12 protein-coding genes are annotated in these 14,827 nt (G+C 56.7%); 9 read left to right on the top strand and 3 right to left on the bottom strand.

All coding sequences use genetic code 11. The annotated features are described in order from the left end of the window. Nucleotides 1-57 precede the first annotated feature (57 nt). Both HF675_RS01000 and iolC read right to left on the bottom strand, forming a co-directional pair. Nucleotides 58-894, bottom strand: a complete 837-nt coding sequence (locus HF675_RS01000; protein ID WP_105232970.1) for a MurR/RpiR family transcriptional regulator — start codon at nucleotides 892-894, stop codon at nucleotides 58-60. Between the two features lie 200 nt (nucleotides 895-1,094). Continuing rightward, on the bottom strand, nucleotides 1,095-3,035 hold the full coding sequence (iolC, locus tag HF675_RS01005) for a 5-dehydro-2-deoxygluconokinase (protein ID WP_105232969.1): 1,941 nt from the start codon (nucleotides 3,033-3,035) through the stop codon (nucleotides 1,095-1,097). 568 nt (nucleotides 3,036-3,603) lie between these two features. Between iolC and iolD the strand changes: the two genes are divergently transcribed. From iolD to iolE, 4 genes are all read left to right on the top strand, one after another. Further along, nucleotides 3,604-5,538: a 3D-(3,5/4)-trihydroxycyclohexane-1,2-dione acylhydrolase (decyclizing) gene (iolD, locus tag HF675_RS01010; RefSeq protein ID WP_105232968.1), complete on the top strand. Its 1,935-nt coding sequence runs from the start codon at nucleotides 3,604-3,606 to the stop codon at nucleotides 5,536-5,538. A gap of 44 nt (nucleotides 5,539-5,582) precedes the next feature. Next, nucleotides 5,583-6,596 carry a Gfo/Idh/MocA family protein gene (locus HF675_RS01015; RefSeq protein ID WP_160029584.1) on the top strand — a complete coding sequence of 338 codons (1,014 nt, stop codon included), beginning with the start codon at nucleotides 5,583-5,585 and terminating at the stop codon, nucleotides 6,594-6,596. Between the two features lie 131 nt (nucleotides 6,597-6,727). Further along, nucleotides 6,728-7,612: a sugar phosphate isomerase/epimerase family protein gene (locus tag HF675_RS01020; RefSeq protein WP_105232966.1), complete on the top strand. Its 885-nt coding sequence runs from the start codon at nucleotides 6,728-6,730 to the stop codon at nucleotides 7,610-7,612. A 106-nt stretch (nucleotides 7,613-7,718) separates the two neighbouring features. Next, nucleotides 7,719-8,615: a myo-inosose-2 dehydratase gene (gene iolE / locus HF675_RS01025; protein WP_105232965.1), complete on the top strand. Its 897-nt coding sequence runs from the start codon at nucleotides 7,719-7,721 to the stop codon at nucleotides 8,613-8,615. A gap of 58 nt (nucleotides 8,616-8,673) precedes the next feature. On the opposite strand, the gene HF675_RS01030 is transcribed toward iolE, so the two are convergent. Then, a complete protein-coding gene (locus HF675_RS01030) occupies nucleotides 8,674-9,171 on the bottom strand; it encodes a GNAT family N-acetyltransferase (protein WP_105232964.1) in 498 nt (165 codons plus the stop codon). Nucleotides 9,172-9,555: 384 nt separating this feature from the next. Between HF675_RS01030 and HF675_RS01035 the strand changes: the two genes are divergently transcribed. The 5 genes from HF675_RS01035 to asd all read left to right on the top strand — a co-directional run bounded on the left by HF675_RS01035 (nucleotide 9,556) and on the right by asd (nucleotide 14,810). Beyond that, entirely contained in the window at nucleotides 9,556-10,251 is a 696-nt protein-coding gene (locus HF675_RS01035) for a pirin family protein (RefSeq protein WP_105232963.1), read from the top strand. 120 nt (nucleotides 10,252-10,371) lie between these two features. Further along, a complete protein-coding gene (gene gntR, locus HF675_RS01040; protein WP_105232962.1) occupies nucleotides 10,372-11,367 on the top strand; it encodes a gluconate operon transcriptional repressor GntR in 996 nt (331 codons plus the stop codon). Nucleotides 11,368-11,612: 245 nt separating this feature from the next. Next, complete coding sequence (gene gntK, locus HF675_RS01045; RefSeq protein WP_105232961.1) at nucleotides 11,613-12,143, top strand: gluconokinase; 531 nt, start codon at nucleotides 11,613-11,615, stop codon at nucleotides 12,141-12,143. A 7-nt stretch (nucleotides 12,144-12,150) separates the two neighbouring features. Next, nucleotides 12,151-13,488, top strand: a complete 1,338-nt coding sequence (gene gntU / locus HF675_RS01050; protein WP_105232960.1) for a gluconate transporter — start codon at nucleotides 12,151-12,153, stop codon at nucleotides 13,486-13,488. A gap of 215 nt (nucleotides 13,489-13,703) precedes the next feature. Further along, nucleotides 13,704-14,810, top strand: a complete 1,107-nt coding sequence (asd, locus tag HF675_RS01055) for an aspartate-semialdehyde dehydrogenase (protein WP_105232959.1) — start codon at nucleotides 13,704-13,706, stop codon at nucleotides 14,808-14,810. The last annotated feature ends 17 nt before the right edge of the window (nucleotides 14,811-14,827 follow it).

The following is a 14,827-nucleotide window of genomic DNA, read 5'->3' on the forward strand; positions in this document are numbered from 1 at the left end:
CACAAAGGTGACGACGATGGCAAAAGGGGGCGAACCAGGTGTTCGCCCTTTACGCATTTATGCGTCTTTAGCGTTATTCAGCGCCAGCGAAACGGCCAGCGTCTGCGCCAGACACATTGACGCGACCTGCGAACGGAAACCATCCACCTGCGCTTCCCGGACCACAAAACACACGTCGCTAAAGGCCGCCAGCGGGCTTACCTGGCTGTCGGTAATGGCGATTTGCTGCGCGCCCTGTTTGGCGCCCAGCTCCACCAATTCCAGCGCTTCTCTGGCGTAGGGCGAATAGCTGATGGCGATCACCACGTCTTTTGGCTTCACCATGCCGAGCTGCTCGGTAAACATGCCGCCTAGGCCGTCAATCAGGAAGGCGCGGCGCTCCAGGTGGCGCAGGGCATAGGTCAGGTAGGAGGCGACGCTGAACGAGCGGCGCAGGCCAATCACGTAAATATTCTCTGCATTTTTCAGCAGTTCTACCGCCTTCTCCAGCTGCGCGCCGTCGATTTGCGCCGGCAGTTGCTGCAACGCCTGCGCATTCACCATGGTGAACACGTTGAGAATTTCAGCCGGGTTTTCCGGCGCGGCGTTGTCGTCTGTAGAGGTCTGGCGGAACAGGCGGGCTCGCTCGGTATAGTTAACCGTCTCTTCCATCAGGTGCTGACGAAAAACCTGTTTCATTTCATTGAAGCCGCTGAAGCCAAAGGCGTTGGCAAAGCGGATCAGGGTTGACGGCGGAACGCTGGCCTGTGCGGCGATGGAGGCCACGGTGTCGAACGCAATGCTGTTGCTGTTATCCAGAATATAACGCGCGACCTGTTTCAGACGTTTGCTGAGCGTTTCGTAACGGTGGCGGATTTCGTCTTGTAATAGCGAAAGTTGAGTTGGGTTATTCATCCATTCGGCTCACAATATTGGCTAAAGCGCTAAGAGGCCTGCGCCTGGAGTATTTATTCGTCATTCTAACAGACGGAGCGGAAGTTTCATTTCATCAAAAAGCGATTTATTTCAACGCAGGTTGCGTTAGTTCACAGAAAATGGGCAAAAAAAGCCCCCTAAAGTCGTAAACATGCTTTAAGGGGCCGGAGGATGTCGTTTTAAGGGTGGTGGGTTACACCATCGCGTTGTGGACGATATAACCGCCAGAAACCGATCAGCGTAAGATATTTCTGTTTAACCTGCGCAATTAAAGAAGAATCATCTAGCTCACCCTGCAGCCAGAGGCGTGACGGCTGGCCGAAAATGGTACGGCCTACCGCAAACCCTTTCACCCAGCGCTCATCGGCGGCGGCGGCAAAGCCGGCCTTCAGCGCGTCTTCCGGCGCGTCCAGGCCCAGAATGACCACGCCGCGGCAGTCGGGATCGGCGGCTTCGATCAGCTCGCCGACCTGGCGCCAGCTTGCTGCGCTCAGCGGCGGCAGTTTCCACCAGTCGGGTTTTATCCCTAACTGATAGAAGTGCGCCATGATTTCCAGGTAGTAACTTTCATCTTTATCGCTGCTGTCCTCGGGTAAAATCACTTCAAGCAGCAGTTCATGGCCGGTTTTGCAACATCCCTGATAGACGTCATTAATCAGCGCATCCTGCTCGTTGCGCAGTTCGACGGGATCGTGGGGATGATAAAACACCAGGCATTTCACCACGTGTTCCAGCGGCCAGTCGACCAGCTGAGAGCCGATGTTGCCATGTTCCAGACGCAGCGGACGTGAGCTGGGCTGCTCGATCGGACGGCCAATCCACCATCCCTCACCGGTGATTTCATTCAGCGCGGCCTGGCCGTAAGTGGTGTCGGCCAGAATACCGCTGTTGCCCTGCAGGCCCGCCTCGTCTGCCGCCTCTTTGGCGGCGGTCAGCAGCAGGGATTTCAACTGTGGAATGCGTTCTTCACCTACGCCGGCTTCGCGCGCCATATCTGCCAGCTGTTTGCGGTGGTCAAAGGCGAAGACGCACAGTTCCGGCCACTGTTGCTTGCGCGTGGTGACGCGGTGCAGGTGGTTCAGGCGCGCATCGCGATCGGGGCGCGGCACCTGCTGCTCGCGTGCCAGGTAATCGTCCAGTTCGCGCCTGGTCGGCATCGCCGGGGCGCAGCCATGGCGCGATACCACCAGCGCACCGCAGGCGTTGGCGTAGCGGCACGCCTGATCCCAGCCCTCGTCATTCAAATAGCCGCGCAGCAGGCCGGACATAAAGGCGTCGCCGGCGCCGAGCACGTTAAGCACTTCAACCCGCACGCCGCAGTGCAGTTTTACCGCCTGCCAATCGCTCGGGATAGCCCCTTCAAATACCGAGCACCCTTGTGCGCCGCGTTTACATACCAGCGTCGCCTGGCTGACTTTGCGTACGTTGGCCAGCGCGGTCAGCGTATCGGTGCTGCCGCCGGCAATATGAAATTCCTCTTCCGTGCCGACGATCAGGTCAAAGTGGTGCAATACCTCCTGTAGTTCGCGCGTGACCTTGTCCGATTCGACAAAGCGCGTTTCGCCGTCGCCCAGCGACGTCAGGCCCCACAGCACCGGACGGTAGTCAATGTCCAGCGCCTTGCGCAGCCCGTGGCGATGCGCGTACTCCAGAGCCTGCAGCACGGCGGCGCGCGTGTTGGGGTGGGACAGATGGGTGCCGGTAATTGCCAGCGCACGTGACGAGGCGATGTAGGACTCATCAATGTCGTCAGGCGTTAACGCCATATCGGCGCAGTTATCACGGTAGAAAATCAGCGGGAAGGTTTCCTGATCCTTGATGCCGAGGATCACCAGCCCGGTCAGCCGCTGCTTGTCGGTGATCAGGCAGCGGGTGTCCGCCCCCACACGCTGAAGCTCTTCACGTAGGAAACGCCCCATATGTTCATCGCCGACGCGGGCCAGCATGCCGGACTTCAGCCCCTGAATCGCCGTGCCGTAGGCAACGTTGCCGGAAGATCCGCCGAGGTATTTGGCAAACGTGCTGGCGTCTTCCAGGCGTGCGCCGATTTGCTGCGCGTAGAAATCGACGGCGATGCGGCCGAGACAGATGACATCAAGCTGTTTTTGTTGTGAAACCATAGCCCTTTCCTTCTGTATTAAGCAAAAGCCGACTGCGACCCGATAAGCGGAGGTTAGCAGGAATCATTGCGTTGAGTATGAGGAATAAAAATTCCAATTTCAATATTAAATGAAATTTACCACCCAAGTCGCAACACGCTGTGATGTCGGGGCGCGCGTCTGCCGCTATCAGGCGGCGGCATTGCGGGCTTGCGCGCAGGTTTTGCCGTATTAATGTTGGCTTTTTATCGCCGTGGGCTGTGCTTGATGAAGGCGGCGACAGGTTGCGCTAATCAGTCTGAAAGCGTTGACGGCATGGGGAAGATGCGCTTTGAGCCGGCGTTGAAATAAGGTTTTCATTAGAATGCGATCTTTATCGCAAAATGAAATGTTTTTTCTGATGTGTGATTTTATGAAAAATATATTTGTTTATAATCGCTGCATGTTTCAGGTTGCTGAAGGTGTGCGCAATCTGTCTGAACCCGGCCCAAGATATCAGCGAATTCAGGGCAGGAAAACCGTTCCGTAATCTCAGTGGTGATGCCGACCAGGGCTAAGTCGGGCATCAGGCCATCATTAGGGGGAGAGAATGAGTAAGATCAGATTGACCATGGCGCAGGCGCTCGTCAAGTTCCTCGATAACCAGTATCTGCTGGTGGATGGCGTCGAAATCAAATTTGTGAAGGGCATATTTGCGATTTTCGGCCATGGCAATGTGCTGGGCCTTGGGCAGGCGCTGGAGCAGGATCGCGGGCAGTTAACCGTGCTTCAGGGGCGCAATGAGCAGGGGATGGCCCATGCGGCGACCGGCTTTGCCAAGCAGAAACTGCGCCAGCAGATTTACGCCTGCACCTCTTCCGTCGGCCCCGGCGCGGCCAACATGGTGACCGCCGCCGCTACGGCGAGCGCCAACCGCATTCCTTTATTGTTGCTGCCCGGCGACGTCTTCGCCTCGCGCCAGCCGGACCCGGTGCTGCAGCAGATCGAACAATCCTATGACCTGAGCATCAGCACCAATGACGCGTTTCGCGCAGTCAGCAAATACTGGGATCGCATCACGCGTCCGGAGCAGCTGATGAGCGCCTGCATCAACGCCATGCGCGTACTGACCGATCCGGCGGAAACCGGTGCGGTAACGCTGTGCCTGCCGCAGGATGTGCAGGGCGAAGCTTACGACTATCCAGAGTACTTCTTTCAGAAACGGCTGCATCGGCTGGAACGTCGGCCGGCGACGGCCGGAGCGCTCGGCGATGCGCTGGCGCTGCTGGCCGGCAAGAAAAAGCCGTTGCTGGTATGCGGCGGCGGGGTGAAGTATTCCCAGGCGGGCAAGGCGCTGCAGCAGTTTGCCGAGCGTTTTCGCATTCCCTTTGCGGAAACCCAGGCCGGCAAAGGGGCGGTCGTTTCCGACCATCCTTATAACGTCGGCGGTATCGGCGAGACCGGCTGCCTGGCCGCCAATACGCTGGCGAAGCAGGCCGATCTGGTGATTGGCGTTGGCACCCGTTATACCGATTTCACCACCTCCTCCAAATGGCTGTTCCAAAACCCGGACGTCGAATTCCTGAACATTAACGTCAGCGCGTTTGATGCCGGCAAGCTGGACGGCGTGCAGCTGCTGGCCGACGCGCGTGAAGCCTTGCAGGCGTTGGGCGAACTGGCAACGCAGCAGGATTATCGCGCCGATTGGGGCGATGCCGTTGAACAGGCCAAGGCGGCGCAGCAGAAAGAAACCGAGCGGGTTTACTCCGTTGCTTATACCGGCGCCGATTTCGTGCCGGAAATCGACGATCATCTCAACCGTGAGCAGGTCTTTGCCGAGTTTATTGCCCAGACGGGCTCCTCGCTGACTCAAAGCCGCGTGCTGGGGGTGCTGAATCAGCAGTTGCCGCAGGACAGCGTGATCGTGGCGGCGGCCGGCAGCCTGCCGGGGGATTTGCAGCGGGTGTGGCGCAATCGCGGTGAGCATGGCTACCACGTGGAGTATGGCTACTCCTGCATGGGGTATGAAGTGAACGCCGCGCTGGGCGTCAAACTGGCCGAGCCGCAGCGGGAAGTGTACGTCATGGTGGGCGACGGCGCATTTATGATGCTGCATTCCGAACTGGTCACCTCCATTCAGGAAGGGTGCAAAATCAACGTGGTGCTGTTCGACAACATGACCAATGGCTGCATCAACAACCTGCAGATGGAGCACGGCATGGACAGCTACACCACGGAGTTCCGTTTCCGTCAGGACGGGGAACTTAACGGCGGGCTGGTGCCGGTGAATTTCGCCATGCTGGCGGCGGCTTACGGCTGCAAGACCTACAGCATTACCACCGAACAGCAACTGATTGAAGCGCTGGCCGATGCGCGCCAGCAGACGGTTTCCACGCTGCTGGATATCAAGGTGCTGCCGAAAACCATGGTGCATAAGTATCTCAGCTGGTGGCGCGTGGGCGGAGCCCAGGTGGCGGACAGCGACAAGATCGTTGCGGTGGCCCGTCAGCTGCAGGAAAACATCGACAAGGCCCGTGATTACTGATGATTACGGCTTTTATCCAGTTTTAAATCCAGAGGATAGCGAAAATGACATTAAACATTGGGGTTATCGGTGCCGGTGCGATTGGTCGCGATCATATTCGTCGTTGCAGCCAGGTGTTGCAGGGGGCCAGGGTGGTTGCCGTCAACGATATCAACCGCGATAACGCGACAGGCATAGTGGAGCAGCTGCGTCTGGATGCACGCGTTTATGACGATGGGCACGAGCTGATTAAGGCGTCGGACGTGCAGGCGGTGCTGGTGACCTCCTGGGGGCCAAGCCACGAGGAATTTGTGCTGGCTGCGGTTGCCGCCGGCAAGCCGGTATTTTGTGAAAAGCCGCTGGCGGTGACCGCGCAGGGCTGTAAAAACATCGTCGAGGCGGAGGCGAAACACGGCAAACGCCTGGTGCAGGTTGGCTTTATGCGTCCGTACGACCAGGGCTACCGCGCGCTGAAACAGGTGCTGACCAGCGGCCAGATCGGCGAGCCGCTGATGCTGCACTGCGCGCACCGTAACCCGACGGTGGGCGAGGCCTACACCACGGATATGGCGATTACCGACACCCTGATTCATGAAATCGACGTGCTGCGCTGGCTGCTGGATGACGATTATGTGTCGGTGCAGGTGGTGTTCCCGCGCAAGAGCAGCAAGGCGCTTTCTCACCTGCGCGATCCGCAAATCGTGCTGTTTGAAACGGCGAAGGGCACGCGCATTGACGTGGAGATCTTCGTTAACTGTCAGTACGGCTATGACATTCAGTGCGAAGTCGTCGGGGAAACCGGCATCGCCAAGCTGCCGGAGCCGTCGTCTGTGCAGATGCGCAGTAACGCCAGGCTGTCCAACGAGATCCTGATGGATTGGAAAGAACGTTTCATTGACGCTTATGATGTTGAACTGCAAGGCTTTATCAATGACGTGCAGGCCGGGCAGCTGCAAGGGCCGTCGGCCTGGGATGGTTATGCCGCTGCGGTTACGGCTGATGCCTGTGTCGCCGCGCAGCTGAGCGGTGAAGTCGTGCCGGTATCACTGCCGCCGCGTCCTTCTTTCTACGGCAAATGATCGCCTGATTCACTTTTTATATATCCGGGGCCGTCGGCGTCTGCTCAACGCGTGAAAAAGGACGGTTAACATGTCGGCAAGGAGGCCGTGGGTCTGGCGGCCCGGGTATAGCTGCTTAACGGGGAACAACGATGAAGATCGCGTTTGATGTGGATGTCATTAAAGATTTAGGCGTCACCCAGATGGTGCAGCAGGTGGCCGACTGGGGATATAAATATATCGAACAGTCGCCGCATCCGCAGATTAACCCATTCTATAAACATCCGAAGGCCGGCCGTGAAATCATGGCGGAATACAAAAATGCGCTGAAGGCCACCGGGGTGGAGATCTCTTCGTTTATCGTGGTTTATCGCTGGTCCGGCCCGGGTGAGGATCGTCGTCAGGCGGCGGTGAAAAATTGGCGCCGGATGATCGAGATTGCGGTGGAGATGGGCGTGCAGGTGATCAATACCGAGCTGGCGGGCGATCCCAATGAACCGGAGATCTGTGAAGAGCTGTGGTACAAATCCATGGAAGAACTGCTGCCTATCATTGAGCGTGAAGGCATACGCATGGAAATTCAGTCCCACCCTTGGGACTTCTGCGAGTTGAATAATGAAACCGTCGATATGGTGAAGTCGCTGCGCAGCGATCATGTGAAGTATCTGTACAGCGTGCCGCACTCGTTCTACTACGACAAAGGCAAGGGCGACGTGGCGAATATGCTGAAATATGCCGGGGATGACCTTTCCCACGTGCTGATCGCCGATACCATGAATCATACCCGCCACTGTCGTTATATCGTCAACCCGCCCGGCGTTGACGCCGCGGTGCATCAGCACGTCGGCATCGGCGAAGGAGAGATCGACTTCGATGCGCTGTTCCAGGCCCTGCGCGATATGGAATTCGCCAACCGCAACTTTAAGGTTGGCGGTGAATCGATTATTTGCACCTCCCTGTTCGGTTATCCGGAAAAGATGAAGACCCAGGCGGTTGAAACCCGGGAACGCATCGAAAGAGAACTGTTAGGTAAATAACGCCGCCGGCGATGCCCCTGACATGGCTTGTCGCGTTTCTGCGCGGGTTGCGTGATGCGGGATGGGAACAGGGTGAAGCGCCGATCTAATGACTGAGGCCCAAAAAATGAATAAAGACTATGTGAAGCTGGCGATCGCCCCGATTGGCTGGACCAATGACGACATGCCGGAACTTGGCAAAGAGAACACCTTCCAACAGTGCGTCAGCGAAATGGCGCTGGCGGGATTCAGCGGCAGCGAAGTGGGCAGTAAGTACCCGCGCGATCCGCAGGTTTTAAAGCCCATGCTGGATATTCGCGGCATTCAGATCTGCAACGCCTGGTTCAGCACCTTTTTTGCCGACGGGCAGAAAGAAAAAACCATCGATGAGTTCGTTAACCATATGAACTTTCTGCATGATATGGGCGCCAAGGTGATTGGCTGCTCAGAGCAGAGCAAAAGCATTCAGGGTACCGACAAGGCGGTATTGGAAGAAAAACCCTACTTTACCGATGAAGAGTGGCAGCGCGTCGCCGACGGCTATAACGAACTGGCGAAAATCGCCGCTGGCAAAGGCATGCAGGTTTGCCTCCATCACCATATGGGGACGGGGATTCAAACCACGGCGGAGATCGATCGCTATATGAGCATGGTAAACGACGATGTATACCTGCTGTTTGATACCGGCCATGCCTACTACTCTGAAGGCAGCCAACAGGCGATGCTGGCTATTTTGGAAAAATATCTGCCGCGCATTAATCATGTCCATCTGAAAGACGTGCGCGATGACGTGGTCGCCGAGGTGCGGGCTAACCGCTTAAGCTTCCTGGATGGGGTGAAAAAGGGGACGTTTACCGTGCCGGGAGATGGCGTCATTGATTTTCGTCCGGTCTTCAAACTGCTGGACGAGCATGGCTACAAAGGATGGATGGTGGTAGAGGCTGAGCAGGATCCGGCCATTGCCAACCCCTTCGAATACGCGGTTAAGGCGCGCCGCTATATCAAAGAGACGGCCGGTATTTAATGGCTATCACTTCCCGTGGCTGTGCCGCGGGAAGTGTTAATTTTTTTCGTCAGCGCTTTCAGACGCCATGAAATCGCGCCATATGATAGGCATCGACCAGCTTACCGTCGCGCATGGCAAAGTGTTGGCTGGTGCCTTCTATCTCGAAACCAAACTTCTTGTATAACGCAATGGCGCCCTGATTGTCGGTGAACACCGTCAATTCAATACGCTGAATTGCCGCCCAGTTATCGCAAAGTTCCATCATGGCGCTCATCAGCGCTCCGCCGATGCCTTTTCCCTGTTGTGCAGGATCGACGCCGATACCAAAGGTAGCGACGTGACGCCGACGTAACGACTGATTAAGTTTGATCACAATCTGACCAACAACTTGTTCGTCTATGCAGGCGACCAGATTGTGCAACCCTGGCTTGGCATCAGCCAGGCGCTGTTGCCAGTGCGTGAGTGAGGGCAGCGGAAGTTGCAGCGTATCGCGGTAGACTTCTGGGTGGGCATACAGCCGTTGCAGCGCTGGTGCATCGGAGGTTTCAACGTGGCGGACGATGATTTCACCCATTCTCTTATCCCTATGATTATTAGCAATATTACTCTGTAAGTTATCGGGTCTGCTTCTTTAGTCAACAATATTTAAGATTGGTCAAAAAAACGCTTTACAGATGCGAATGATAATGATTATTATTGTCATGCGTTCTCGGCAGACGGTGGCCTCACCGCTCTGACTTGAAGGCACGACATTGCTCACATTGCTTCCAGTGTTTATTTAGCCAGCTCGGGTGCTGGCTTTTTTTTTTGCCCTCAATCATCTACCTTTGCGCTCAACAAATCTTCTGCGGCTCCTCTGTTTATTTCATCGAAATTTTTGAACAGAGGGGTGAGTTTTTTACGCTTTCTTATTCTGCTGTCAGGTCTAGACTGTAAAAAACATTGAGGAGAGTTGAACATGATTTATTTACGTAAAGCGAAAGACCGCGGCCACGCTAACCATGGCTGGCTGGACAGCTGGCATACCTTCTCCTTTGCCAATTATTACGATCCGAACTTTATGGGGTTCTCCGCGCTGCGGGTCATCAATGAAGACCGGATTGACGGCGGGCAAGGGTTCGGTACCCATCCGCATAAAGATATGGAAATTCTGACCTACGTGCTGGACGGTACCGTAGAGCATCAGGACAGCATGGGTAATAAAGAGCAGATCCAGGCTGGGGAATTTCAGATTATGAGCGCCGGCACCGGGGTACGCCACTCCGAGTACAATGCTAACAGCGACAAGCTGCTGCATCTGTACCAGATCTGGATTATTCCGGATACCAACGGCCTGCCGCCGCGTTATGAGCAGCGTATGTTTGATGCACCGCAGGGGCGTCAGCTGGTGTTGTCGCCGGATGCCCGCGAAGGTTCGCTGAAGGTATTCCAGGATATGACGCTGTCGCGCTGGGCGCTGAATAAAGGCGAACAGGCGGAGTATACGGTCGAAGCCGGCCGTCGCGTTTGGGTACAGGTGGTGCGCGGTTCCATTACCATTAATGACAACCGGGCAGGCGCCAGCGATGCGCTCGCTATCTGGGATGAAACGGCGCTGTCACTCCACGCCGATGAAGACAGTGAAATTCTGCTGTTTGATTTGCCACCGGTTTAATTTGCTCAGCGTTATCGGGCTCAATCTGACGATTGGGCCCTTTTTACGCCCGTTTGATATCAGCCTGCCGTTTTTTTTGCTAAAATAACCGCCCATTCACGGTTTGTCAGCTCATTGATAATGAAGAAAAAGCGGCCGGTACTTCAAGATGTTGCAGATAGGGTTGGCGTCACCAAGATGACGGTGAGCCGCTATTTGCGCAATCCTGATCAGGTTTCCGCCGCCCTGCGGCAGAAAATCGCGGTCGCGCTGGATGAACTGGGCTACATTCCTAACCGCGCGCCGGATATCCTTTCCAACTCTACCAGCCGCGCTATCGGCGTACTGTTGCCATCGCTGACCAACCAGGTGTTTGCCGAAGTGTTGCGCGGTATTGAAAGCGTGACCGACGCGCACAATTATCAAACCATGCTGGCGCACTATGGTTATCTGCCGGAACGTGAAGAAGAGCGCCTGACCTCGTTGCTCTCGTACAATATTGACGGCCTGATCCTGTCCGAACGCACCCACACCGCCCGTACCCGTAAAATGATTGAGGTTGCCGGCATTCCGGTGGTGGAACTGATGGACTGCGTATCGCCCTGTATTGATATGGCAGTAGGGTTTGATAACCATCAGGCTGCCCGCCAGATGACGCAGCGGATTATCGCCCAGGGTTATCGTCATGTGGTGTACCTTGGTGCGCGTCTTGATGAGCGTACGCTGATTAAGCAGCAAGGCTATGAGCAGGCGATGCGCGAGGCCGGGTTACAGCCATGCAGCATTATGACCAACCGTGCGTCGTCTTACTCCGGCGGTGGTGAAATGCTGCGCCAGGCGCAGCGTGACTACCCGCAAATCGACAGCGTATTTTGCACCAACGATGACCTGGCGATCGGCGCTGCCTTTGAGTGCCAGCGTCAGGGGCTATCCATTCCGCAAGATATGGCAATTGCCGGTTTCCACGGCCATGATATTGGCCAGGTGATGATGCCAAAACTGGCCAGCGTGCTGACGCCGCGTGAAACCATGGGGCAGATCGGCGCGGAGCGGTTACTGGCGCGCCTGCGTGGCGAAACCGTCAGCCCGTCGATGGTTGACGTTGGTTTCACTATTATTCCTGGCGGTAGTATTTAAGCGGTATTGCGTCGTGCCGTTTTTTGATGCCGTACCGATCCTCTCCTTTTTCCTCCCTTGGGTTCAAACGCTGACTATAATTGCTTGCTGGTTGAGATTTGACCGCAGTTAGTTTGACCGCCTTCACAGTTACGGGATGTCATTTCGCCGGTTTGTTGCTTAATTCCAGCGCGACAAAGACAATGTTACCGATAACCTGTTACCAGTAACATTTGGCACCTGGGACCCTTGAGAGCACAAAAATTATGAATAATTCACAACACCACGTTTTCATCCTGATGGGCGTCTCCGGCAGCGGGAAATCTGCCGTAGCAAGCGCCGTAGCGCATGAACTCAATGCCGCCATGCTGGATGGCGATTATCTGCACCCCCGCAGCAACATCAATAAAATGGCCGGCGGTGATGCGCTGAACGATGACGATCGGGCGCCGTGGCTGGCGGCACTGAACGACGCGATTTTTGCCATGCAGCGTACCAATGACGTTGCGCTGCTGGTGTGTTCCGCGCTGAAAAAGCGCTATCGCGATCGCTTGCGCGCAGGCAACAACAACCTGCACTTTATCTATCTGGAAGGTGAAAAAGACGTGATTGAAGCGCGTCTGAAGCAGCGTAAAGGGCATTTCTTCAAGCCGCAGATGCTGGTTTCCCAATTTGAAGCGTTGGAAGTGCCGCAGGCGGATGAGTCCGACGTGCAGGCGATTGACATCGACCAGCCGCTGGATAACGTGGTGGCCGACGTCGTCTCCTATATTCAATCCGTAACGAACCAAGGGTAAAACGATAATGGATACATTAACGCTGGTATTGACCGCCGTAGGTTCGGTACTGCTGCTGTTGTTCCTGGTGATGAAAGCGCGGATGCACGCGTTTATCGCCCTGATGTTGGTGTCGATGGGCGCCGGCCTGTTCTCCGGTATGTCGCTGGAGAAGATCACCGATACCATGCAAAAAGGCATGGGCGGCACGCTGGGCTTCCTGGCGATCGTGGTGGCGCTGGGCGCGATGTTCGGCAAAATTCTGCATGAAACGGGCGCGCTGGATCAGATCGCCGTCAAAATGCTGAAAGGCTTTGGCGAAAAGCGCGCGCACTACGCGCTGGGGATTGCCGGCCTGGTTTGCGCCTTGCCGCTGTTCTTCGATGTGGCGATCGTGCTGCTGATTGGTGTGGCCTTCGCCGTGGCGCGTCGCACCGGCGGTAATCTGGTGAAGCAGGTGATCCCGCTGTTTGCCGGCGTAGCCGCGGCGGCGGCCTTCCTGCTGCCGGGGCCGACCCCGATGCTGCTGGCGTCGCAGATGAATGCAGATTTTGGCTGGATGATCCTGATCGGCCTGGCGGCGGCGATTCCGGGCATGCTGCTGGCCGGCCCGCTGTTCGGTTCGTTTATCAGCAAGCACGTCACGCTGGAACTGCCGAAAGATATCGAAGAGCCAAGCATCGATAAGAGCAAGCTGCCTTCGTTCGGCTTTAGCCTGGCGCTGGTGCTGTTCCCGTTAGTGCTGGTGGGGCTGAAAACCATCGGCGCGCGCTTTACCGAGGAAGGCAGCTCGCTGTATCAGTGGCTGCAGTTTATCGGCCATCCGTTCACCGCGATTCTGATTGCCTGCCTGGTGGCGATTTATGGTCTGGCTATCCGCCGTGGGATGAGTAAAGACAAGGTGATGGAAGTCTGTTCGGCGGCGATCCAGCCGGCGGGGATTATCTTGCTGGTAACCGGCGCAGGCGGCGTATTCAAGCAGGTGCTGGTCGATTCCGGCGTTGGCCCGGCGTTGGGCAACGCGCTGATCGGCGCCGGCCTGCCGATTGCTGTCGCCTGTTTTGTGCTGTCGGCGGCGGTGCGGGTGATTCAGGGTTCGGCGACCGTGGCCTGTCTGACCGCTGTCGGCCTGGTGATGCCGGTGATTGGCGAGCTGGGCTACTCCGGCGCGCAGATGGCGGCGCTGTCGGTATGTATTGCCGGCGGTTCCATCGTACTGAGCCACGTCAACGACTCCGGCTTCTGGCTGTTCGGTAAATTTACCGGCGCCACCGAAGCGCAGACGCTGAAAACCTGGTCGATAATGGAAACCATCCTCGGCACCACCGGTGCGGTGGTGGGGATGATCGCCTTTACGCTGCTGTAATCATTCTGAGCTTATTAAGGCGCCTACGGGCGCCTTTTTTTATCGCGTCCGGCAGCAGCAAGCGCCGCGTGATCCGCCTTTATAAGCAGGATTGCTAACAATTGCGCTGGCATCGAATAAATTCACTTTTCGCCCGCGCTGACATTTTGTAAGGTGTGAGGATAATTGCTCATCAATGACTCAATAAGTCGTATCCTCCAAGGCAGGACAGTTTTATGAAAAACGTTGGTTTAGTCGGTTGGCGCGGTATGGTCGGCTCGGTGCTCATGCAACGCATGACGGAAGAGCGCGATTTCGACGCCATTCGTCCGGTATTCTTCTCCACCTCACAGCACGGTGCGCCTGCGCCGGCTATCGGCGGTCAGCAGCAGGGGACGCTGCAGGACGCCTACGATATTGACGCGCTGAGCGCGCTGGATATCATTATCACCTGTCAGGGCGGCGATTATACCAATGAGGTTTACCCGAAGCTGCGTGCCAGCGGCTGGCAGGGCTACTGGATTGATGCCGCGTCCTCCCTGCGGATGGACGATGAGGCGATCATCATTCTGGATCCGGTTAACCGCGCGGTCATTCAGCAGGGTCTGGATAAAGGCATCAAAACCTTTGTCGGCGGTAACTGCACCGTCAGCCTGATGCTGATGTCGCTGGGCGGCCTGTTCGCCAACGATCTGGTGGAGTGGGCGTCTGTGGCTACCTATCAGGCTGCTTCCGGTGGCGGCGCGCGGCATATGCGCGAACTGCTGACGCAGATGGGCATGCTGCACGCCGATGTGGCGAAAGAGCTGCAGGACCCGGCGTCCGCCATTCTGGATATTGAACGCAAGGTGACCGAGGCGACCCGCTCCGGCAAACTGCCGACCGATAACTTTGGCGTACCGCTGGCCGGCAGCCTGATTCCGTGGATTGACAAGCAGCTTGATAACGGCCAGAGCCGTGAAGAGTGGAAAGGCCAGGCGGAAACCAACAAGATTCTTGCCAGCTCCAGCCTGATTCCGGTCGACGGCCTGTGCGTGCGCGTTGGCGCGCTGCGTTGCCATAGCCAGGCGTTTACCCTGAAGCTGAAAAAAGACGTGTCGCTGCCGGAGATCGAACAGATGCTGGCGACGCACAACGACTGGGTGCGGGTGATCCCGAACGACCGCGAGCTGACCATGCGCGAGCTGACGCCGGCGGCGGTGACCGGCACGCTGAATACGCCGGTCGGGCGTCTGCGCAAGCTGAACATGGGGCCGGAATACCTGTCCGCGTTTACCGTCGGCGATCAGCTGCTGTGGGGCGCCGCAGAGCCGCTGCGCCGTATGCTGCGGATTCTGCTGTAATACGTTAGCGCCCTATT

The organism is Serratia sp. JUb9, assembly GCF_014298095.1.
GTDB lineage: Bacteria > Pseudomonadota > Gammaproteobacteria > Enterobacterales > Enterobacteriaceae > Serratia_B > Serratia_B rhizosphaerae.

What these genes read in the sequence shown, in the direction of transcription:
- gntU (WP_105232960.1), top strand. Translation starts at nt 12,151, where the DNA reads ATGGATACATTAACGCTGGTATTGACCGCCGTAGGTTCGGTACTGCTG.
- HF675_RS01030 (WP_105232964.1), bottom strand. Translation starts at nt 9,171, where the DNA reads ATGGGTGAAATCATCGTCCGCCACGTTGAAACCTCCGATGCACCAGCG.
- HF675_RS01000 (WP_105232970.1), bottom strand. Translation starts at nt 894, where the DNA reads ATGAATAACCCAACTCAACTTTCGCTATTACAAGACGAAATCCGCCAC.
- HF675_RS01015 (WP_160029584.1), top strand. Translation starts at nt 5,583, where the DNA reads ATGACATTAAACATTGGGGTTATCGGTGCCGGTGCGATTGGTCGCGAT.
- asd (WP_105232959.1), top strand. Translation starts at nt 13,704, where the DNA reads ATGAAAAACGTTGGTTTAGTCGGTTGGCGCGGTATGGTCGGCTCGGTG.
- HF675_RS01035 (WP_105232963.1), top strand. Translation starts at nt 9,556, where the DNA reads ATGATTTATTTACGTAAAGCGAAAGACCGCGGCCACGCTAACCATGGC.
- HF675_RS01020 (WP_105232966.1), top strand. Translation starts at nt 6,728, where the DNA reads ATGAAGATCGCGTTTGATGTGGATGTCATTAAAGATTTAGGCGTCACC.
- iolE (WP_105232965.1), top strand. Translation starts at nt 7,719, where the DNA reads ATGAATAAAGACTATGTGAAGCTGGCGATCGCCCCGATTGGCTGGACC.
- gntK (WP_105232961.1), top strand. Translation starts at nt 11,613, where the DNA reads ATGAATAATTCACAACACCACGTTTTCATCCTGATGGGCGTCTCCGGC.
- gntR (WP_105232962.1), top strand. Translation starts at nt 10,372, where the DNA reads ATGAAGAAAAAGCGGCCGGTACTTCAAGATGTTGCAGATAGGGTTGGC.
- iolC (WP_105232969.1), bottom strand. Translation starts at nt 3,035, where the DNA reads ATGGTTTCACAACAAAAACAGCTTGATGTCATCTGTCTCGGCCGCATC.
- iolD (WP_105232968.1), top strand. Translation starts at nt 3,604, where the DNA reads ATGAGTAAGATCAGATTGACCATGGCGCAGGCGCTCGTCAAGTTCCTC.